The following is a 21,633-nucleotide window of genomic DNA, read 5'->3' on the forward strand; positions in this document are numbered from 1 at the left end:
GTAAAGACTCGCACAGCGCCGATTCCGCCGTCAAGGCGTCATCCCGTCAGATGACCTCATCTGAGTCTAAGGGATTCAAAAACCAATGAATTTTTTTAAGACTTTTTTGCTATGGCCTAGCGCTATGACGCGCTCTGCCGAAAAACCTGTCGGAACATCGCAAGATTTTCTGCATTTGACACAACTCAATGCGGTGCGCCTTCTGGCTGTACTGGCGATTGGGATTGGCTATGCCTCGACCATGAGTGTGGGATTAGGGCAGCAAGAATGGGGTCATCATTGGGGCTATGACCCCAGCTGGTACGGTATCCAAGTGCTGTTTGTGATCTCGGGTTGGCTCGCTATGCGGAGCCTGAATCTCGGCAAAACACCAAAGCAATATCTAATATCACGCGCCTGCCGCACTTACCCTTTGCTGATCTTGGTCACGACGATTGTTGTCTTAATTCTCTATCCATTATTCGCCGCGCCAGAGGCCCGCACATGGGCATCCGTTCCAAAATTAGCGCGATATTTCCTAGAGACCGCAACCCTGATCCGCCCGAGCCAGCCTTTGCCCGGCCTGATGGAAGGCGCGAAGTATGATTGCCTCGTCCAAGGCGCGATCTGGACATTGCGCTGGGGAGCCGTGTTTCATATCGCAGTGGCCTTGATCTGGCGGTTTGGAATTTTGCAACGCCAGCACGCGCTTCTTGCTGGCACAATCGCCGCGATGATCGCCTATGCGGTTGCCATTCAATATACAGTCACAAGCGGAACCGATATTTTGCGGCCGCTGGTTCCAGGGCTAAAACTAGGCTATGCCTTTGGCGCAGGGATGACAGCCTATCATTTGAAAAATCGCCTTCCGCAATCCGGCAAACTGCAATTAATTATCTTAATTGCGCTCGCCTGCTCGGCCACAGCCTTCGCGATTCTTACGCCTCAAGGGTCACGTCATTGGACGCCGAGCGCAGATATTCTCGGCTCAATGTTTTGGGGCTATCTGGCTTTACTAGCCTTACAAAAACGGGTCGCGATATTCCGAAATTGGCCGAACCTCGTGCTGCCGACATTCCTGACCCTTTGGCCCACGGCGCAGGTTTTACTTCTGCTCTCACCGAACATTCCGACATTCGCGCTGATCGTGGGATCGTTAGCGTTCTCGCTTAGCTTTGCTTTTGGGATCGCCTATCTACGCACTTGGCGCGACCACCTATTTGGTGAAGCTGCCGTTAAGCCCACCTGATTTCAGCCACGCATAGAGCGCGCGAACGGCATACATATCGCCGCCTTTCGGGTGCCCTGCCCGCGCACTCGGGTTCCAACCATAGGTATCAATGTGCATCCACGGCAGCCCTTTGACGAAGCGCTCCAAGAATAGCGCCGCCGTCACAGCCCCAGCAAATGATCCACCAGAGTTTTTCAAATCCGCAATGGGGGAACTCAGCATAGAATTGTAAGGCTGCCAAAGCGGCATATTCCAAACGGGATCACGCTCGCGATGACCTTGCTCCATCACCCCCTCAATCGGTGCGTCGCGGTTGGAGAAAAACGGCGGCAAATGCGGTCCCAGCGCGACACGCGCCGCCCCCGTTAGCGTTGCAAAATCAATCATCAAAACGGGCTTATCTTCCGCTGCCTTACACAGCGCATCTCCCAGCACGAGGCGACCCTCCGCGTCTGTATTGTCAATCTCAACAGTTAAACCCTCTCGCGACGGTAGAATATCGCCAGGGCGATACGCGCCAGCTGATACAGCGTTTTCTGCAATCGCGACCAAGCAATGCAGACGCACAGGCAGCTTTGTCGCCATGATCATATGCGACAGCGCCAATGCGTGCGCTGCTCCGCCCATATCTTTTTTCATAATCCGAGAGCCCGCGGAACTTTTCATATTCACGCCGCCCGTATCAAATGTGATACCCTTGCCAATAATCGCGAGGCGCGGATGGTCGGGATTGCCCCATTCAAATTCAACGAGACGCGGCGACTCATGCGCCGCGCGGCTGACGGCGTGGATCATCGGATAATTCTGCGCCAGCAAATCTTCGCCAACGACCGAACGATGCTCTGCGCCGAAACTCTCCGCTAAATCAATCGCAGCCTCTTCCAAGGCAACTGGCCCGAGGTCTCCTGCAGGCATGTTGATGAGGTCGCGACACAAGGCGGTGCCGTCTACCACGGCTTTAATTTCCGCCAAATCGACATCCGTTTCCAGGACGAGGGTTGGCGGGGTGACCTGTGTGGGTAAGTAAACCTCATACCGGTAAGCCCCCATGCCCCAGCCAATCGCGGCCAGTCGCATTGTCCAATCCGCAGGAATTTTATCCAAGCGGTAATGCCCTTCTGGCAAGTTTCCTGACAAGCCGCCCAGACGAATAGGACCCAGTTCATCGCTGTCCGCAGCGCCGCAGCCATACAGCACATGCGCCACATGCCCGTCAGCATCAGGCAGTCGCAAACGCTGCCCTGCTTCGGCAGAAAACCCGCGCGCTTTGGCATAAGTCTGCTGGGCAGGTGTGAGGCGCGCAAAGGCCGCGTCCCACATATCAGGGCGCAAGGCGGAGATCGGAATGATCGGCACATCCACTGCCATGTCTGCCGCGAGGTCATATAGCTCTGTCATCTGATTTCCTGTGTAATTGAGGGCAAATGGGGTGCATTTGCTAACGTCTCATTAACTGTCTCTGTTTACGTTTGTTAACGAAATACCGATTGAACGCAACTAAATGCGGCGCAATTTTGCGTCTTGTGGAGACCTCTATGTCCGCTTTGAAATCTCTCCGACTCAGCGCTTTGCTCAGCGTAGGCCTGTTCACCACGGGTTGTATGGTTACAACGGGATTGACCGATGAAGAGCAAGAAGTTCGCAGCAATTTAGACAGCACAGCCTATATGCCGTCCGCCCGCGAAATGCGCGACAATATTGAAACTCAAGAGCTGTTCGCCCAAGCCGCATTCTGGTCCCGCGAATATGAGCTAAACCCATCAGACCTCGAAGCCACGATCAAGCTCGCTTCGGCTGTGCGGCGATTGGGAAATCCCGGACGTGCGATTGAAATTACACAGATGGGACGCGCGATTTATCCGCGTGATCCTTATCTGGGCGCAGAATTTGCGGCGTCGCTGATTGCGGCTGAACGTGCGCCTGAAGCTATGGAAACACTGGATCAAATGCTCGCCATTGCCCCTGGCTATGCGCGGCTTTGGTCCCTGAAAGGCGCAGCCCTTGACCAAGCCGAGAAATATGATTTGGCCCGTAAGCATTATGCCCGCGCGATGCAGATTACGCCAAATGACCCCAACGTCTTGACCAATATCGGTCTGAGCTACGCACTCGCGGGGGATGCTGCGACGGCGGAAGGTTGGCTACGACGCGCCGCCGATATGCCAGGTGCCAGCCCCGCTGTGCAGCAAAATTTGGAATTAGTTCTAAAGCTGCAAGGCAAATCATTGACGGATTCGAAAGTCGCAAGCGCGCCTATTAGGTCTGCGCCGCAAATGCCCGTTCAGCAAAATCCGCAAAGGACTACGGCACCGCAGACGCAGCCAAATGTACTGGACCGTATTTCTCGGTCTGTGCAACCGCAAGCCGCGCGTCCTATGCCACAAGCGCCGCAAGGATACGCACCACAAGGTTATCGCCCGCCGGCTGGCTATCCGCAGCAAGCGCAACAGCAAATGCCGCAGCCGCAGCGCCGAAACGTCGCCCGCCCACGCCGCTAAGCGCGACTTCGTCCGCAAAATCTCAAACACAAAAAAGCCGCCTCATCGATTTGGCCTCATTGATCTGATGGAGCGGCTTTTTAATTAGGTTATATCTTTTAATTCGTGGCTTTGGGGGCTTCGGTCTTATCCGCCGCCACCGCCGCCAAATCCGCCTGGACCGCCCAGAGCATCCGCAAGGCGCATACCTGCTGGCGTCAGGATCACAATAAACAAGACTGGCAGGAAGAACAGGATCATCGGCACAGTCAATTTCGCTGGCAAAGCGGCCGCTTTTTTCTCGGCTGCCATCACCCGCATCTGACGGTTTTCATTCGCCATCGTCCGTAGCGTATCGCCCAGCGGCGTACCGTAACGCTCGGACTGGATCAACGCCGTTGCAACAGAACGAATACCAACGTGATTGTTCCGGCGCGCCAGATTTTCATAAGCCAGTCGGCGTGAAGTCAGGTAAGAGAGTTCAGCTGTTGTCAGCGAAAATTCTTCGGCCAGTTCAACGGAGCTATCTGCGAGTTCTTCAGCCACACGGCCAAATGCCATTTCAACGGACATCCCTGATTCCACACAAATCAAGAGCAAATCAAGCGCATCTGGAAACACTGGCATAATGGAGGCCAAGCGTTTCTTCGAAACATTATTGACGTAAATACCAGGTAAGTAATAGCCCAATAGAGTGGCCGCAAATGTCGCCGTCACGCGCTGCATAAAGCCCCAATCCCACGGATTAACACCCATAAAGACGACAAGACCGAATATCAGCATGCCAATCGGCATCGCCAGACGGAAAGCGTAGAATGTGTAGATCGGCTTCTGCCCGCGCATACCCGCTTGGGCGAGTTTATCTTTGAGGTCAGAGGCTTCGAGAAGTTTTTCGAGGCTGAATTTATCAACGAGGTTCTTCGCCATCCCGCGATTATCTGCCCGCAGACGCGCTTCTTCGTTGAGCATTTCCATGCGGTTTTTACGCATGCCCTCACGCGCCGACGCCACAGACGCCATCCGCTTTTTCTTTTTATCCCCTTCGAGGAGCGGCGAGATAACCTGATACAGAGCTGTGACGCACAGCAGAGCAATCAACGCATAAGCAAAATTCTGGAATAAGGTAATTGATTCAGCTTCCATCACCCTCTCCTAAATCTTGAAGTTAATCATTTTGCGCATCATCAACGTGCCCATCACCATCATCACCGCGCCAATCATCATATTGCGATGACCTGTCGGCGTGAAGTAAAGCTCGTACATATAATCTGGGCTCATAATCGTGACGAGGATCATCACAACGATCGGCAAAGCGCCAATAATAATCGCACTCATTTTCGCTTCAGCGGACAGCGCTTTAATTTTTTCGCGTAGCAATTTCCGACCCCGCAACACAGAGGAGAGGTTGGCCAGGGACTCGCCCAAATTACCACCTGTTGATTTCTGGATCGCCAACACGGTGGAGAAGAAGTTCACTTCCGAAATAGGCATGCGCTCATACATTTGCTCTAGGCAGACCTCGATAGGGATACCAAGACTTTCGCCTTCGACAACGCGGCGGAATTCTGTGCCAAGAGGCTCCGGGCTTTCATGCGCAATAATTTTAAGACAATCCCCCAGCGGTAGACCTGTCCGCACACCCCGCACGACAATATCCATAGCGTCAGCGAAATGAGACGTGAATTTCTTTTGGCGGCTATTGATTTTAAAATTCAGAATGAAGCGCGGCAACCCGACGCCAATACCGAACCCTGCCCCCAAACAGACCAAGGGATTAACACCGAGCGCAAAAGGCACGGCCCCTACAATCAAGCCAAGCACGGCGGAAATGATAATAAATGTTTGCGGCTTCATCGCTGAATCCGCTTGAATCAAACGCGCTTGTAAAGACTTCCGCTTACGCTTCTTCGTCTTCTGACGTTCTTCGATTTTGCCGAGCGATTCTTCGATCTGTTTCCGACGCGCGCCAGAATCTTCGACCTTGAGCTTGCTCATAATACCGTCGCTGACGGTGCGCTTACCACTGATCTGTTTTACACGCTTGGAGTTCTCGGCACCATTGCTCTCCCCCATAAAGAGGAAACCGACGCAAAGCACCAAACCGGCGGCGAGCGCTGCTATGAGTGTTTGCGGATCCATGGTCTAGCTACCTGCTTCGTCCAGCGCTTCGGCCAGATCTTTTTCAAGATTGAAGTAACGGGCGCGGTCCCAGAAAGCAGGGCGAGCGATACCAGTTGATTTGTGTTCGCCGATGATATTGCCTTGGGCGTCTTCGCCGTCCATTTCGTAAACGATCAAATCTTGGGTGACGATCACGTCGCCTTCCATGCCGATCACTTCGGTAATTTTCGTAATCCGACGAGAGCCGTCACGCAGACGCGCGGCCTGCACAATCACATCGACAGAGCCAACAATCATCTCGCGAATAGTTTTAGCAGGCAGCGAGAAACCGCCCATTGTAATCATGGATTCCAAACGAGAGAGAGCTTCGCGCGGTGAGTTGGCGTGAAGCGTTCCCATAGAACCGTCATGGCCGGTGTTCATGGCTTGGAGCAAATCGAAAGCTTCAGGGCCACGCACCTCACCCACGATAATCCGTTCTGGACGCATCCGCAGACAGTTTTTCACCAAGTCGGCCATAGTAATTTTACCCTTGCCTTCGAGGTTAGGTGGACGTGTTTCAAGACGCACAACATGGGGCTGCTGCAGCTGTAATTCCGCCGCATCTTCGCAGGTAATGATCCGCTCATCAGGATGAATAAAACCCGTTAGCGCGTTTAACAAAGTCGTTTTACCAGAACCCGTACCGCCAGAGATCACGATATTACACTGGCAAGCCCCGATGATTTCCAAGACCTTTGCGCCCGCTGGCGAGATAGATTGGAAATTGACCAAATCTTGTAGGCGGAGTTTGTCTTTTTTAAATTTCCGAATGGTCAGGGCTGGACCGTCAATCGACAGCGGCGGCGCAATCACATTGACCCGAGAGCCGTCAAGCAAACGCGCGTCACAAATCGGGCTGGCTTCATCCACGCGGCGTAGCCCACTTGGGACACGATACGCTGACAGATATTCATCAACTGCGTGTTGTCGCGGAAGCGGATATTCGTCTTCTGCATCTTACCATTGGTTTCGATAAAGACGTGCTTCGCGCCGTTGACCATAATATCGGCAATGTCATCGCGGGCGAGTAGCGGCTCTAGCGGACCATAGCCGAGAATATCATCACAGATTTCATTGATCAGCTGGCTTTGTTCAGACACAGACAGGCGCACATTTCGAATGGCGATAATTTCGTCCACGATTGTACGAATTTCTTCGCGCGCGCGATCAGGCTGCATCCCCGCGAGGGCAGATACATCAATCGTCTCGAACAAAGCGTTAAAAATCGTCGCCTTGGTTTCGTAATATTCCTCAGACGGCTCATTGCCGCGCGAGCTGTTAGGGCGCGGCGCGGTTAAAGGCGCATCTGCTGCCGCACTTGGTTTTGGCAATTCTTCAGACGGAGCGCTTGGTTGTTTGAGCGCCGCGCCGCCTTCGCTACGTTTACCGAACATGGGCGCTTAACCCTTCTTTTTCATAAATGAAAAGAGCGGCTTTGATTCCTTGGCGGGTTTATCGCCAGACTTGCCGCGCTTACCTTTTTTACCAATCGGTTCTGCTACTTTTTTGCGTTGCTCAAAGCTGCCCGTTTTCAGACGGTTCGCAATATAGGCGAGGCCTTGCACAGTCTGCTGCGCGTTTTTAACGTCAGAGAGCATTTTGCCTTCATTGGTGACTTCAAAGAAGCTGTCAGGGTCAAAGCCAATCACGAGGCTTGGCTCTAGGCCAACAGCTGTCGCAAAGTCTTTGACGGAAATTTCGCCTAGCTTCGAGGCACCCGTTTTGTTGAGAATAAAGATCGGATCGGGATCGTTAGGACGTTGCGTCTTCAGGAAGTCGATCAGGTTTTTCGTGTTGCGCAAATTAGCGAGATCAGGCGTCGCTGTGATCACAACATCGTCAACAGATGAGAGGACATTCGTTGTCCAATCTGTCCAGAAATGCGGCATGTCCAAGATCGCGAGCGGGCTAATGCCGCGCACGGCACTGACGACTGCCTCGTAAGCGGCTGAATCGAGGACAGGCTTCATATTGAGCGAGCCTGATGTCGGCAAGATTGAGAGCTTTGGCGTGTGACGGATCATAATCCGATCGAGCAATGTTTCGTCCAAACGATCAGGCTCTGCCAAGGCTTCTTCGAGGCCAGACGTGCTGTCATAAGCAAAGTCCAAACCTGTCGTGCCCCAAGAGGCGTCGAGGTCAACAAGCGCGGTTTCTTGCGCCATTTGTTCTGATAAAATCCAAGCGACATTGTGTGCCAATGTGGATGAACCCACACCACCTTTTGCGCCAAAGAATGCAGCGACGCGACCAATAAAGGGCTGCTCTGGATCAGCGTAAAGATCGCCCAAGGCGCGAATGACGTTTAGCGGGTGCAGCGGCGGGACCAGATACTCTGACACGCCTTTTTCCATCAACTGACGATAGAGGCGAATGTCATTTGTGGCACCGATGACAACAACTTTTGTGCCAGCGTCACAGACGGAGGCCAGCTCTTCCAGTTGTGAAAATAATTCTTGGCCGCGCATCCCAGTCTCGATCAGGATCAAGCCGGGTGTGTTTTCTTTGTGATAGAATTCCACAGCCGCCTGAAGGCCGCCCATGTAAATCTTCATGTTCGTGCGCTTCATACGCCAATCGCGGGTCGTTTCATTGATACAATGCGCTGTTTCTTGACGGTCACAGAAGGCGTGAATTGCGATTTGCGGCAGAGCGCGCTCGCCGCCCTCGCGGGATAGACCTTCGATATCGTCTTGCACAGGCAGCGTTTCGCCAAGCGGCGCAGCTTCCATTGTTGGCATTTGCGGCACGACTTGTTGCTGTTGCGGCTGCGGTTGATGAGGTTGCGCTTGCGGGGCCGTTTGCATGGGCGAAGGCATAGGTGCAACTGGCATGGGCGCGGGGGCCGCTTGCATTGGCATGGGCTGCGGAGCCGCTGGCATGGGGGCTGCGGGCATCGGCACAGGTGACGTTGGCATGGCAAGAGGACGCGGCGCCCCCATATTTGCGGGGGCTTGGCCTGCCTGAGCCTGCGGTTGCGGAGCAACGGGGCGCGGGGCTTGTGGGTGTGGCATTTGCGGTTGTGTCATGGCGGTCATCCGGTTCGTTCCGTTGTGGATCTAACTAAATTCAAATCTAATCTTCGGCGTTAATTTGTTGGCGGGTCGGGAATTCTGACGCGCTGACTTGGCCGAGAATATATTTATCGTAAACAACTTGGCGGCGCTCGGCATTCGGCGCACCTTGCTGATAAGGCTCTAGCAGCTGTCGTGGGTCACCGATCATGGCGGCGATATTTGCAGACTGGAAGCAGCCAAAATTGGCGTAAGGTTGGTTGTTATAAGTATCGGCCAAATTACCAAGGCGACCACATTTCTGCGGGATCGCTTGTAGCGTACGGTATGAAATCACGACAGGTGCAGGAGCCCCTTTGGGCGACTGATATTGTCCGCCTTGCAGCGCTTGACCTGGAATACCGCCCTCCGCCATCAGGCCGCGTATCACGGCTTCGGCTTGCTGCGTGCCAAGGCCACTAACGCCCGCTGGCTTATTGATATAGAGCGGACCATCACCACCAGAGCGGTAGCCATCGAGAAATTGTGCGACGGCGAGTTTATCGCGCGCTGACAGTTCTAGCCCTGTTGGGCGTGTGTAAAGTTCCAGCCGTTCAATCGACTCAGCCACTTGAATAGGGTTGCGTAAATCCGTCGGCGGCAAGGACGCACTCGGCGTGGCGCAAGCCGACAATGTCATGGCGAGGGCGACCCCAGATAACAGGAGAGTTGTAGGTTTCAAACGCATTCTGTTTCCCCTTAGTCTACGACATGTCCGAACGGAGCCGCTAAGCGAGTCCGTTGAGATTTTGGGTTGACCGTTGCCGGCATAAGTTTTGTTGATCCGTCCGAGGAGCAGATTGTCCAAGTCGTTCTCAGGCACAAATCCGTCAATCGGCGTCTGCAATTTATCAGGATGAGTAGGGTCGACCAGATACGGCGTCACAATGACGACCAATTCTGTCTGAACGGTCTGTGAGTCGCGTGAGCGGAAGAACGCGCCAATACCTGGCAAATCTTTCGCCCCTGGCACACCTTCGACGGCCGTCCGCGCTTCTTCGCGAATCAAACCTGCGATCACCATCGAGCCGCCCGCTGGTAGTTCGACGACTGTGTTTGCGCGGCGGACCCGAATACCGAGAATATCGCCCGCACCGTCTGTTTCAAACGCGTTTTCAACTGTGGGTTCTGAGACTTCGGTCGAGATGTTCAAAGAGATTAAGCCTTCGGACAGCACCACTGGCGTAAAGCCGAGCGAAACGCCGTAAGGTTTAAATTCAAATTCGCGCACTAGCTGTCCTGTTCGCGCATCGATTGACACGCCCGTCAGGATTGGCAGTTCACCGCCAGAGAGGAAGTTTGCTGTTTCGCCAGAAATCGCCGTCAAAGTTGGCTCGGCGAGTGTGCGCACAAGACCGACACGCTCTAGCGCTTGCAGTGATGTCGAGAGCGACCGTAAAGAACCGCCCGCACTATTGAGGAAGTTAAACGCCCCTGTCAGGCCACCCGCCACATCAGAATTGACGTCGTTCAGAACGCTAAATGTCGTGTCGCCGATCGCCCCGTCAAGGCCGAGATTGATGCCGAGTTGCTTCGTGACAGAGCGCTGCATTTCAACAATGCGCACTTTGAGCATGACTTGGTCTTTGCCTTCAATCGTCAGCAGATTGACAATGTCTTCGGATGTGCCGCCAGAACTACGGCGGAAGAAACCGCCACTACTAGCTGAATAGCTCCACATACGGGCCAGTTTTTCGATCATATCAGCGGTTGCGGCGTTTGGCACGCTCCCCGTCAATAGGATTTTGTCATTAATGCCCTGCACATTGACGTTGGCTGAAGGCGCGTTCTGCCGAATGAGGTCCGACAGGCCGTTAATGTCTTTTTCAACGCGAATATCGATGTTGAGCAGCTCATTACCGCCGTGGCCATAGAAGAAAACATTGGTCTGTCCCGCTTCTTTACCGATCAACACAACGCGGCGCGACGTATGAACCATCGCTTCGACAATGTCAGGATTAGAGACGATGACGTCCATCACGTTTTCTGGTAATTCGATCACAGTCGACTTGCTGTAAGGCACGACGATGGAACGGTTAGTTGTGCCTTGGCCTGGAGACTGAATCGTAATCCCGTCCGTGCTTTGGACATTTTGCATGGCCGCATAAGAGCGGTTGCCAGCATGCGCTTGGAAGTACAAGCCAGCGGACAGCGCCAGCGCCGTTGTGCCAGCCAATAATAAAGTAGGGAGTCGTTTCAACGTCATCTTATTGTTCCTCGACAGCCACACGTGTGGGTTGGCCAGAGCGGTAAATCGTCAGGGTTTTCGGCTTATCACTCAGCGTTTCACGCTCTTTGACGGCCACGCTCTGTGATCTCGCATTCGGACGGTTCATGCCGCGCAATGTCAGCGAAATATCGCCCGCGCCCGCAGCTTCTTGCAGTAGTTCAGCATCTTCTTGGTTTAATTCAAACGTGGCCGTTGAGCCGATCACGTAAGCTTCATTTTCAGCGGTCACGGAGTATTCTTGGTCAATCGCCAAGACTTTGACATTTTCCAGCACAGTATTGGCGAGAACCAAGCGCTCTTGCCGAATACCGCCCTTGTCTTTGTCAGCTTTGCTTTGCTCGATACGGAAGCTTTGGCGCAAGATAACGTCAACGCGGTCGCCTGGCTGAATAAAGCCACCTGCCGCTGTATCGACGCTGATCCGTGTTGTGACAGCGCGCATACCCGGAGATAGCAAGGCCGCCATCACACCCGAATCGCCTGCTTGCACAAGTTTGTTAAGGTTAATCGGCTCGCCTTCTGTGATCGGGCTCCGCACAATCGAATTTTCTAGCTCTGTCGTCGCGTCTGGGCGATTTGTTTCTGTGACCAGTGACGGGTTCAGCGCCTCTTCTGGCCAGTCGATCCAACGCAGGCTGGACGATCCAACACGAGCGCCAAGACCGAGATCTTCGCTCGCCGCCAAAACGCGCTCATATTTCACTTTTTCAATCGTGGGGGCAGGCGCCTCAAACTCCTGTGGAGCGTTGAGCTTTTTAACCTGCGTGAAAATCACGCCGGCCATTAAAAGCATGGCACCCATCAATATAATTTTTTTGGTGTTCATCATCCCCTCACAAGAAGCTGTCAGGTGTAAATTACACCAAGACGTTCTAAAGCATGGTTAACGCGTAGAAAATGAGGACGAAGAAAGCGTTAACAAGAGCGATTAAAACGACATAATTCCTGAAAAAGGCTGTTTTCCGTTATAAATCGGGGTGTTGCGGGACAGCGGCGAATCAAAATGCGCCCTGTCTTTCGCCAAATAAAAAAGCGCCCTGAGAGCCAGAGCGCTTGTTTTGAAGCTTATTTGGAGGTCATTTGCCCCGTTGCTACCCCGCAAGTGCCTGCATATAGATGTCGCTTTGCAGCAAGGTAATGACGCCCCCCGCCGCGAGTGCGATACCGTAAGGCATATTCTTTTCTTCTTTGAAGATTTTGTGCGTCCAAGGCGAAGTTAGGACACGGACGGGAATGAAGTTCCGCCCCAATATGATGACCACAGCTAAGCCTAGCCCCACCACGGTTGTCGAGAAGATGTAAGTCACGGCGTCTGGCCAAGTCCACCAGAGTGCGGTCGCGGCCATCATCTTTGCATCGCCGCCGCCGAGCCAACCGAGCGCGAACATGGTGAAGCCAGCTGCAAAAAAGGCGAGCCCGACCAGCACATGCTCGCCCAAGACGCCTACGCCTTGCCACGTAAACGGGACAACCGCGATAAAGGCAGCGATAATCGCCAAGCTAATCCAGTTTGGGATTGTGAATGTCGTCGCGTCTTTAAACGCCGCGACAAGCATACAGGCCACGAAGACGAGAAATAGAATAAGTGCTGGAAACATCAAAAAACCCCAATCAAAAAGTTGAAAGGGGTTTAGCGAAATAATCTTAATATGAGGTTGAAGGCCCGCGTCGTTCTATAGCACGCGAGCCGATAACAGCTAAGCGACGTTATCAACCTTTGTCGCAACGCTGTCGAATTTCGTATCAAGCGCTGTGCCCAATAGCGCTGCACCAGAAATAATTGCAACAGCAATCAGCGACGCGACAAGTGCATATTCAATCGCGGTAGCGCCGCGTTCGCATTCAAAAAACTTTTTAATTGTATGTGTCATTGCGATCCCAGTCATTTTGCCCGATGCTTCTTATAATTCCAAAGCGTTTCTAAATTATGCCTATTCGTAGTTACTCAATACTTACTTTCAAAAAAATAGGCCGCCACATGGACGACCTATCTCTTTGACAAAGGAAGGGCCAGAAGACCCTTCCGAATTTGTCGGTCTGGAATTAACCAGCACCATCAAGCTTAGTTGAAAGCTCAGTGAAGTTTGAGTCCAGTGAAATACCCAAAGCAGTCGCGCCAGTGATAAGAGCAACAGCGATAAGAGCCGCGATCAGACCATATTCAATAGCAGTCGCACCAGATTCGTCTTTAATAAAACGTGTCATAAGATTTTGCATAACATTTCTCCCAGTATGCGGTATTCGTTAAACGGGAAGCTCACATGAACTTCCCGGTAGTTTCAGAGCTAGACTTAACCAGCACCATCAAGCTTTGTTGAAAGCTCAGTGAAGTTTGAGTCCAGTGAAGTACCCAAAGCAGTCGCGCCAGTGATAAGGGCAACAGCGATAAGAGCCGCGATCAGGCCATATTCAATAGCAGTCGCACCAGATTCGTCTTTAATAAAACGAGACATAAGATTTTGCATAACATTACTCCCACGTATGCTTAGTCAATTTGAGGATAACCCCCGACAGGGTCATCCCTGATGAAAATGCTTATAAGGAAGGCGAGTTACTGCCCCGTTGAAAGACACGGTAAATTTTGGGTAAAAATTTTTGGCCTTAAAATCGCCCAAATCGCGGGTTTAGGGCGGATATTATATATATACATTATAATATAGCGGCCAAATTCTGGGAATTAGATGAATTTTGCGCGAAACTTCGTCTTTTTGTAAACGCTTCGTTCACCACATCACACTAAGTTTTTTTCAAATTGTGTGGAGTACGAAATGCGATCTTTAACATTTTTGATGGGTTTAGGCCTTTGTGCTCTCATGGGCTCAACCGCTCTCGCGGGCGATAAAGTCTATAGCGTTGAGATCAACAAGACCCAAGTTTTACGTCTCCCGTCGACGGCTAGCGCTGTGATTATCGGCAATCCAAAAATTGCTGACGTGTCAGTCCATGCGGTTGATACACTCTTTGTCGTGGGTCGCGGCTTCGGCGAAACTAATCTGGTTGTCCTGGATCAAGAGGGCAATACGATGATGGATGCCAATATCCAGGTTTTGCATACAACGCCGCATCACGGTGTGCGTCTGTTCAATGGTGACGTGCGCGAGTCGTATTCCTGCGCACCTTATTGCTCACCCTCCCCCGTATTGGGTGATGATCCAGCCTTTATCAAAAACAATACGACCAAAGAGAAAACGGTTGATCCTTTGACAGCCTTCTTCAACGCAGCTGCTGCTAGCTATGAGAATAGCGACCTTTCCACTAGCGCGCCCTCGCGCTCAGGCTCTGTATCGCGTGGCGATACGAATTTATCAGGCGGTACAAACTAAGTTTTTATAAAACAAAGTTACAGCCTAAATAATTCCTTAAAAAAGATGCGTGTTAACGATTTGTTAACACCATTCCTTACCGCAATCTTAATATATTATCTCTAAGTCTCACGGCATCTGCGTGTAAGATCGCAAAGGAGTGGGACCATGAAACGATATTATCTACGCGCGCGGGCGATCGTGCGCAAATTCCAAAAAGACAATGAAGGTGCGACCGCGATTGAATTTGCGATCGTTGCGATCCCCTTTTTCATGCTGGCCTTTGGTATTATCGAACTGGCCATCATTTTCTTTATTAATTCAACCCTCACCCACTCTGTATCCGAAGCCGGACGTCAGATCCGTGTGGGCCTATTCCAACCTTGCGGCGGCGAGGCCGAATTTAAAGCGCTCGTCTGCGAAGGCATGAACAACATGGCGGGTTGCAGCGATAATGTTGTAATCAACGTCATGACGGCACCCTCGTTCAAAGACATTTCGCCGCCAAAGCCCGACCCTGACACAGGCGTTTTGCCACCTGCGAGTTACATCGAAACAACAGCGGGACAGCCCGTCGTTGTGCAAGCTCTATTTAAATATGATTTGGCTTTGCCCGCACAGCTGACACGGTTGAACTCTACGCCAGGATCAAATTCACGTATTTTGCAGGCCTCTACGGCCTTCCGGAATGAACCCTTCCCAGATGGCGGTGCATGCGGCGGATAAGCCCACACGCCTCCATTGCAGATAAGGATGAGACCATGAAAACACTATTGAAAACAAAATTACTGACCACTGCCTTGCCCCGCAAGATTGCAGAATTACGATCTGATACGAACGGCATCGCTGCGGTTGAATTTGCGCTTATCGCGCCAGTGATGATCGCTATGTATTTCGGACTGGCAGAGATTGCGCAGGCGATTTCTGTAGACCGCAAGATTTCACAAAGCACGAGTGTTGCGGGTGACTTGGCCACGCAAATCGCCAAAGTTTCCGCTGAAGATATGAGCGAGATTATGGCGGCTACGCTACAGATCGCCAATATTAACGACACCGAAAACTATAAGCTTGAGGTCGCTAGCTATTCGATGAATGCGGATGGTGACGTGGTTTTGCTCGGCAAGGCGATACTTAATGACGGGCCACAAACCTTTAAACCGTTTGACCCTGAATCGCTTGATTCGCGTATTCTTAATCAGACGTCAGGCGTCGTTGTCGCTCGCACGGCCTATGTGTTTGAGCCGCTTAAATTGAAATATATGAAGACAGACGTGAACCTGCGCGAGACATTTTTGCTAAAGCCTCGTCGCTCCGCTGCCGTTCAGTTCGGGGATGCCGAAGGGACAGAATTTAGCTGCTCCGCAACAAACCCGTCATCCGTTATTTGTTCCAGCGCTGCCAGTGGCGAAGATGACGATAACGGCTAAGCCTGCCGTCTAATTTTCCAAATAAATTTGGCGCAACAGATCAATGTCCTGAGACGAGAGTTTCAGGACATTTTTTGTATAGTCGGTCATGTCGCCCATTTTGCCCAAGGACGCTTCAAGATATTCGGGCGCAACACTAAACATCGGACGGATAGCTTCTGGCGCGATGGGGCGGCCATAGCGTTGGGTAAACATCTGCGCGGCGGGCTCTAGCATTTTATCAATGTCCACCGCTTCCATCGTCAGCATATAATCGTGCAAAATATCGTCTTTGGACACACCCAGCAGCCCTTGGATCAGCGCAACCAGCGTCCCTGTGCGGTCTTTGCCCGCCGCGCAATGCACCAGAACCCCCTTGCGGTCTTGATCGTCAATCAAGTGCAGCAGCGTATCTTTGAAGATCGCCTGAAACCCAGCATCATCCGGACGCGCCGTATAAGACCGCATCATATATTGATAAGAATCATCTGGCGTTTGCAGATCATTTTGCATGAAAGCCTCATGCGGGGCGACAGCATCATGTTGTGTCTCTGGTGGGTCAGGAAATTCAAAAACAAGCGGCGGCGTGTCGGGCAATCTCGACGGTTGACGCTTTCGCTCTGGCGCATGGCGCAGATCCACGATCAGTCCAATGTCCAAATCGCCAATCGTGCCAAGCTCGCTATCATTCAAATTATTCAAATGCGCAGAACGAAACAGATGCCCTGTCTTCACCCGCGCCCCATCCGCAGCGGCATACCCACCAAAGTCGCGAAAATTATAAATCGATTGGAAATCGAAGAGACGATCAGACAGAGCAATAAGTGACATGAAGACCGTCTATCAGGCTCAACCAAAAGCGCCAGCCGCAATTAGTCGCAATCGGGAGAAATTACGACCGCCGATATACGACAGTCACAAAAAACGCGAGCCACTTTTAGGTGACCCGCGTTTATAAAATTTAATCAAATGCCCGTTTTAACGGACGCATATGTGCTTATTCTGCCGCCTCAATAGCGGTCGCTTTTTGCATCGCTTCAAACTTACCCCATACGCCGTCTTCGCCGTGCCATTTGCCTTCTGTCGCGCCTTTGGAATATTCCGTCGCGCGCGCTTCGAAGAAGTTGGCATGCTCGACACCGTTGAGGATTTCAGACAGCCAAGGCAGCGGATGCTCTGTAATGCCGTAAATCTTCTCAAGTCCCAACTGGCCCAAACGCCAATCGGCGATGTAGCGGATATATTGCTTGATGTCTTCGGACGTCATGCCTTCGACTGGGCCCATGTCAAAGGCCAGATCGATAAATTTATCTTCGAGCTTGATCACCGTGCGGCAGCACTCAATGATATTGTCTTTGACCTTTTGCGTCAGCGCGCCACTTTCGGCGGCAAAGGTGTGGAACATCTTGATCATGCCTTCACAATGCAGGCTCTCATCCCGAATTGACCACGTTACGATTTGGCCCATGCCCTTCATCTTGTTCAGACGCGGGAAGTTCATCAGCATTGCAAAAGACGCAAAGAGCTGCAGTCCCTCAGTGAACGCGCCAAATACGGCCATAGAGGTCAGAATGTCTTCGTCTGTCTCCACCCCAAATTTGCCGAGATAATCATGCTTGGCCGCCATCTCTTCATATTCCATGAAGGCCGAAAATTCGCTATCTGGCATACCGATCGTCTCCAGCAGGAGTGCATAAGCCGCAATGTGGATCGTCTCCATATTGGAGAATGACGCCAGCATCATGCGCACTTCCACTGGCTTAAATAGCGGCATGTAGTTTTCCATATAATTCGCACCGACTTCGACATCGGACTGCGTGAAGAAACGGAAAATCTGCGTCAGGAGGTTTTTCTCATTCGCGTTCAGATTGGTCGCCCAGTCCTTACAATCCTCACCCAACGGCACCTCTTCGGGCATCCAGTGGACTTGCTGTTGCTTTTGCCAGAACTCATAGGCCCATGGATAGCGGAAGGGTTTATACGACAAGCTAGGCGTCAAAAGCCCAGACTTTGAAACTTTAATGTCGTCCATTTTACCCATGATTCTATCCCCTCGGAACGCTATATGGTGGCTAAACCATTCAATTTACGTGAAAAATAACCACATATGGGTTACCAATTCGTCTACAGCACTAGATGTAGTGCGGTTTTGGGCATCCTTGCAAGACCGAAATGGTTAATTTCTGCGACTTTTTCGTCGCATCCGTTATAGCCTGTGTGTGACGGGGATAAGTCGCGACCTCGCCTAGCGCAATAATTGCAAGGCGGCGGCAAGATGCCCATATATTTTACAACGCAAACCGCTTAAGTAGCCCTATGATCAAAGGCTTGATGACATTTTTCCGCTTGCTGCGAACCGCTTGGGTGCTGATCCGCCATGATGCGTTAGTGCCAAAGGAATATGAAAAGCTCGTGCCGTGGCCCGTGCGGGTCGTCGGTTGGCTGTCGCGGATTTTCAGCTTCGGCAATCGCCGCGGCAATGCGGGCGAGCGGTTCGCGACCGCCCTAGAGCGCCTCGGCCCCGCCTATATCAAATTCGGGCAGATCCTCTCAACACGCGGTGATATGTTTGACGCAGAGTTCGCGCGCGGGCTCTCTCGCCTCAAGGACAAAGTCCCGCCCTTCCCCATGAAAACGGCAGAGCAAATGCTGGCCGAAGAATGGGGCACGCCGTGGCAAGATAAACTGAGCAATCTATCCGAGCCCATTGCCGCAGCCTCTGTTGCGCAAGTCCATAAAGGCACATTGAAAACGGGCGAGACGGTTGCTGTCAAAATCCTCCGTCCGAATATCCAACGCCGCATGACACGCGATATGGACGTGATCGAATTGGTCGGAAATCTGGCACATAAATTCGTGCCAAAAATCCGCCGCCTCCGCCCCAAAGACTTTGTCAAAGAAGCGCGCCGTTCCGTGATGCTCGAACTTGACCTGCGCCTCGAAGCCGCCGCCGCCTCAGAACTCGCAGATGTGGCCAAAGAGACGCACCTCTTCCGCGTGCCAGACCTGCATTGGGATTTGGTTGGTAAGAATGTGCTGGTCAGCGAATGGATTGACGGCGTGCATCTTTCCTCTGACGAAGTCCTGACAAATCCTGATATCAACCGCAAAGAGTTGGCCCGCAAAGTCATCCAAAGCTTTCTGTCTTCGACTTTTGAATACGGCGTCTTCCACGCCGACATGCATGAGGGCAATTTGATCGTAGACGAGAACGGGCAGCTTGTTCTGCTCGACTTTGGAATTCTAGGCCGCCTCGGTGATGCGGAAATCCGATTTGAAATCGATACGCTTTACGGCTTTCTGCAGCGCGATTATTACAAGATCGCGGAAGTGCATTTCGACATTGGCTACGTCCCGCCCCATCACAGCGTCGAAGATTTCGCGAGCGCTCTCCGTGCTGTAGGAGAACCTATATTTGGTAAAAAAGCCGAAGATGTGTCGATGGCGAAAGTGCTGCTACAACTGCTAGAGATTACCGATATCTTCGATATGGAAATGCAGCCGCAACTGCTCCTGTTACAAAAAACGATGATGCAAGCTGAAGGCGTTGCGCGTCGCCTTGATCCGAATTTCGATATGTGGGAAGCCGCACGTCCGATTGTGGAAAAAGCTGTGCGCCGCGAACTTGGCCCAGAACGCTATCTCAATGATTTCCTCGACGGCCTAGACCGCACGCGCCGCACGCTCGACATTCTGCCCGGCGCGACAGATAACATCGCCAAGCTCGCCCAAGCTTGGGCCGACGGCGAGATCGACCTCTCTGGCGCAACTCGCAAGGTCGAAGTCCAAAAACCCTCCACCCTCCGCCCGTTCGCTTACGCTGGCCTCGGGGCCGCCATCGCGCTTGGCGGCGCATGGGCCTGGGCGCAGATGTAGCGGCCCCCGAATTAGCTTTGTCAATCTGTTCGCCAAGCTCTATAACTCTCCCATGACCAAACATGTCTTACTCATTATTGGCGGTGGGATTGCGGCTTATAAATCGCTCTTCCTCATTCGCGAGCTATCCAAGCGGGGCATCACTTCCAAGGTGATTTTGACCAAAGGCGGGTCGCAATTCGTGACGCCGCTCTCCGCAGGCGCGTTGACGGGCGAGACCGTACTGACCGATTTGTGGGAGTTGGACGAGCAGGCAGAGATGGGCCATATCGAGTTATCTCGCAGCGCCGACCTGATCGTCGTCGCCCCCGCCACCGCTAACCTCCTCGCGCGCGCGGCGCACGGCGTGGCCGATGACCTCGCCTCCACCACCTTGCTGGCAACAGACACCCGCGTCCTCTACGCCCCCGCTATGAATGTTCGCATGTGGGAGGCCGAGGCGACGCAGCGCAATGTCGCGCAACTCCGCGATGACGGCGCAATGTTCGTCGGCCCGGACGCAGGCGATATGGCCTGCGGAGAATTTGGCGAAGGCCGCATGGCGGAACCCGACGCGATTGCCGATGCGGTCGAGGCCGCGCTGATGGGCGATACCTCGCTGGATGGGTGGCGCGCGGATAAACCGCTGCAGGGTAAACGCGCGCTCGTCACCGCTGGCCCAACGCGCGAACCGATGGACCCTGTGCGCTATCTGTCTAATCATTCCTCGGGCAAGCAAGGCTACGCGATCGCGCAGGCTTTGGCTGACCAAGGCGCAGAAGTCACGCTTGTCTCTGGCCCTGTCACCCTGCCCGCACCCATGGGCGTTACGCGTGTCATGGTCGAAACAGCAGTCGAAATGCTTGCCGCGTGCGAGGCCGCTTTGCCCGCCGATGTATTTGTGTCTGTCGCCGCTGTCGCCGATTGGCGGCCCGCTGCGCGCACAGACAAAAAGACCAAAAAACCCAAAGACGGCCCTGCCCCGCTAGAGCTAGTTGAGAACCCTGACATCCTCAAAACGCTTGGCGATCACAAAGAACGCCCCGCCCTCGTCATCGGTTTTGCTGCCGAAACTCACGAAGTTGTAACCCTCGCACGTGCGAAACGACTGCGAAAAGGGTGTGACTGGATCGTGGCCAATGATGTATCAGGGGACGTCATGGGCGGCGACCAAAACGCGATGATCATTGTCAGGGACGACGGTGAGGATAGCTGGCCCCGCATGACAAAATCCGCTGCTGCCAGAAAACTGGCGCGCGAAATTGTAAAGGCTCTATGATGAAACAGCTTCTTCGCCCGACTCTGTCTGCGCTTTTTTTAGCCACGCTCGCCCCGTCTGCATTCGCCGACAATATCGCGAATTGCGAGCTTGTATTGCTGGAAGAGATTAAGGACGAAAACGGGAATGGCGGCACACAGGTCGCGAGCTACCGCCCCGCTGCAGACTTCTTGGCCGACGTTTACACAGACGGCGCAGAGGTCAATCAATTCATCGGAGACCTGAAAATTCGGGCCGTGATGTGCCGCCGCGCAAGCGTTATTGCCAATGAAGCGGACTTCAAAGTCCTCGCCACAGGTATCCCTTTTGTGCTGTCACAAAACTTCGATAGCGCGGAGTCAGACCTCGTCACCTATTACTATAAGGACGGCGAGTTTCACTACGTCCATAAAGGCGAAGACCTAAGCGAGATTGCCCAAGCGACGCTCGACGCTCGCATGGCGAATTTCAATGAGCGTGACCACGATCTGGATGCCGCAGATGTCGAAGCAGAAGACGCTGCGGCGAAAGACACTTCGGACGAAACCGAAGATAATAACGCTGACACTGATGCTGACACAGACACCGAAGACGCGGCAGAGGATAAGTCCACGAAACAAAAACCACTCTCACTGGAAAAGCGGCGCGAGTTAGAATAGATTAGCGCGAATCTCGCGCC

The 21,633-nt window shown here is 52.8% G+C and carries 20 protein-coding genes and 1 pseudogene; 8 read left to right on the forward strand and 13 right to left on the reverse strand.

The window, feature by feature from the left end; translation table 11 throughout:
• Positions 1–124 precede the first annotated feature (124 nt).
• Positions 125–1,228, forward strand: coding sequence for a hypothetical protein (locus tag AB8615_RS10325; RefSeq protein WP_409432504.1), 1,104 nt, complete (start codon positions 125–127; stop codon positions 1,226–1,228).
• Here AB8615_RS10325 and AB8615_RS10330 read toward each other — a convergent pair.
• Entirely contained in the window at positions 1,196–2,608 is a 1,413-nt protein-coding gene (locus AB8615_RS10330; RefSeq protein ID WP_418152352.1) for a leucyl aminopeptidase family protein, read from the reverse strand. The two genes, AB8615_RS10325 and AB8615_RS10330, sit on opposite strands and share 33 nt — an antisense overlap.
• Before the next feature lie 137 nt (positions 2,609–2,745).
• On the opposite strand from AB8615_RS10330, the gene AB8615_RS10335 reads away from it, so the two are divergent.
• On the forward strand, positions 2,746–3,708 hold the full coding sequence (locus AB8615_RS10335) for a tetratricopeptide repeat protein (RefSeq protein WP_409432506.1): 963 nt from the start codon (positions 2,746–2,748) through the stop codon (positions 3,706–3,708).
• A 126-nt stretch (positions 3,709–3,834) separates the two neighbouring features.
• Here AB8615_RS10335 and AB8615_RS10340 read toward each other — a convergent pair whose 3' ends face one another.
• The 10 genes and pseudogenes from AB8615_RS10340 to AB8615_RS10385 all read right to left on the reverse strand — a co-directional run bounded on the left by AB8615_RS10340 (position 3,835) and on the right by AB8615_RS10385 (position 13,598).
• On the reverse strand, positions 3,835–4,830 hold the full coding sequence (locus AB8615_RS10340) for a type II secretion system F family protein (RefSeq protein WP_409432507.1): 996 nt from the start codon (positions 4,828–4,830) through the stop codon (positions 3,835–3,837).
• 9 nt (positions 4,831–4,839) lie between these two features.
• Positions 4,840–5,826, reverse strand: a complete 987-nt coding sequence (locus AB8615_RS10345; RefSeq protein WP_409432508.1) for a type II secretion system F family protein — start codon at positions 5,824–5,826, stop codon at positions 4,840–4,842.
• Positions 5,827–5,829: 3 nt separating this feature from the next.
• A pseudogene (locus tag AB8615_RS10350) lies at positions 5,830–7,244 on the reverse strand (CpaF family protein).
• 6 nt (positions 7,245–7,250) lie between these two features.
• Entirely contained in the window at positions 7,251–8,879 is a 1,629-nt protein-coding gene (locus tag AB8615_RS10355) for an AAA family ATPase (RefSeq protein WP_418152353.1), read from the reverse strand.
• Between the two features lie 46 nt (positions 8,880–8,925).
• Positions 8,926–11,109, reverse strand: a complete 2,184-nt coding sequence (locus tag AB8615_RS10360) for a CpaD family pilus assembly lipoprotein (protein ID WP_418152354.1) — start codon at positions 11,107–11,109, stop codon at positions 8,926–8,928.
• Between the two features lies 1 nt (position 11,110).
• Entirely contained in the window at positions 11,111–11,962 is an 852-nt protein-coding gene (gene cpaB / locus AB8615_RS10365) for a Flp pilus assembly protein CpaB (RefSeq protein WP_409432513.1), read from the reverse strand.
• Between the two features lie 262 nt (positions 11,963–12,224).
• Positions 12,225–12,731 carry an A24 family peptidase gene (locus AB8615_RS10370; protein WP_409432514.1) on the reverse strand — a complete coding sequence of 169 codons (507 nt, stop codon included), beginning with the start codon at positions 12,729–12,731 and terminating at the stop codon, positions 12,225–12,227.
• Between the two features lie 99 nt (positions 12,732–12,830).
• A complete protein-coding gene (locus AB8615_RS10375) occupies positions 12,831–13,004 on the reverse strand; it encodes a Flp family type IVb pilin (RefSeq protein WP_409432515.1) in 174 nt (57 codons plus the stop codon).
• A 172-nt stretch (positions 13,005–13,176) separates the two neighbouring features.
• Positions 13,177–13,350: a Flp family type IVb pilin gene (locus AB8615_RS10380; protein WP_418152355.1), complete on the reverse strand. Its 174-nt coding sequence runs from the start codon at positions 13,348–13,350 to the stop codon at positions 13,177–13,179.
• Between the two features lie 74 nt (positions 13,351–13,424).
• Entirely contained in the window at positions 13,425–13,598 is a 174-nt protein-coding gene (locus AB8615_RS10385) for a Flp family type IVb pilin (RefSeq protein WP_409432517.1), read from the reverse strand.
• 303 nt (positions 13,599–13,901) lie between these two features.
• Between AB8615_RS10385 and AB8615_RS10390 the strand changes: the two genes are divergently transcribed.
• The 3 genes from AB8615_RS10390 (at position 13,902) to AB8615_RS10400 (ending at position 15,862) form a co-directional block, all read left to right on the forward strand.
• Positions 13,902–14,456 (forward strand): pilus assembly protein N-terminal domain-containing protein, encoded by a 555-nt coding sequence (locus tag AB8615_RS10390; protein WP_409432518.1) that lies wholly within the window; start codon positions 13,902–13,904, stop codon positions 14,454–14,456.
• Between the two features lie 147 nt (positions 14,457–14,603).
• A complete protein-coding gene (locus AB8615_RS10395; RefSeq protein ID WP_409432519.1) occupies positions 14,604–15,161 on the forward strand; it encodes a TadE/TadG family type IV pilus assembly protein in 558 nt (185 codons plus the stop codon).
• 35 nt (positions 15,162–15,196) lie between these two features.
• On the forward strand, positions 15,197–15,862 hold the full coding sequence (locus tag AB8615_RS10400) for a TadE/TadG family type IV pilus assembly protein (RefSeq protein ID WP_409432520.1): 666 nt from the start codon (positions 15,197–15,199) through the stop codon (positions 15,860–15,862).
• Between the two features lie 9 nt (positions 15,863–15,871).
• On the opposite strand, the gene AB8615_RS10405 is transcribed toward AB8615_RS10400, so the two are convergent.
• Together AB8615_RS10405 and AB8615_RS10410 are read right to left on the reverse strand one after the other, a co-directional pair.
• Positions 15,872–16,672, reverse strand: a complete 801-nt coding sequence (locus tag AB8615_RS10405; protein ID WP_409432521.1) for a tyrosine-protein phosphatase — start codon at positions 16,670–16,672, stop codon at positions 15,872–15,874.
• A 166-nt stretch (positions 16,673–16,838) separates the two neighbouring features.
• A complete protein-coding gene (locus tag AB8615_RS10410; RefSeq protein WP_409432522.1) occupies positions 16,839–17,882 on the reverse strand; it encodes a ribonucleotide-diphosphate reductase subunit beta in 1,044 nt (347 codons plus the stop codon).
• Between the two features lie 275 nt (positions 17,883–18,157).
• Between AB8615_RS10410 and ubiB the strand changes: the two genes are divergently transcribed.
• From ubiB to AB8615_RS10425, 3 genes are read left to right on the forward strand one after another with little or no spacing between them, the layout of a single operon-like run.
• Positions 18,158–19,717, forward strand: a complete 1,560-nt coding sequence (ubiB, locus tag AB8615_RS10415; protein WP_409432523.1) for a 2-polyprenylphenol 6-hydroxylase — start codon at positions 18,158–18,160, stop codon at positions 19,715–19,717.
• A gap of 52 nt (positions 19,718–19,769) precedes the next feature.
• Positions 19,770–20,975 carry a bifunctional phosphopantothenoylcysteine decarboxylase/phosphopantothenate--cysteine ligase CoaBC gene (gene coaBC, locus AB8615_RS10420; RefSeq protein WP_409432524.1) on the forward strand — a complete coding sequence of 402 codons (1,206 nt, stop codon included), beginning with the start codon at positions 19,770–19,772 and terminating at the stop codon, positions 20,973–20,975.
• Positions 20,972–21,613, forward strand: coding sequence for a hypothetical protein (locus tag AB8615_RS10425; RefSeq protein WP_409432525.1), 642 nt, complete (start codon positions 20,972–20,974; stop codon positions 21,611–21,613). The genes coaBC and AB8615_RS10425 overlap by 4 nt, the downstream gene beginning before the upstream one ends.
• The last annotated feature ends 20 nt before the right edge of the window (positions 21,614–21,633 follow it).

The sequence above is a fragment of the Litorimonas sp. RW-G-Af-16 genome (assembly GCF_048319245.1).
Taxonomy (GTDB): domain Bacteria; phylum Pseudomonadota; class Alphaproteobacteria; order Caulobacterales; family Maricaulaceae; genus Litorimonas.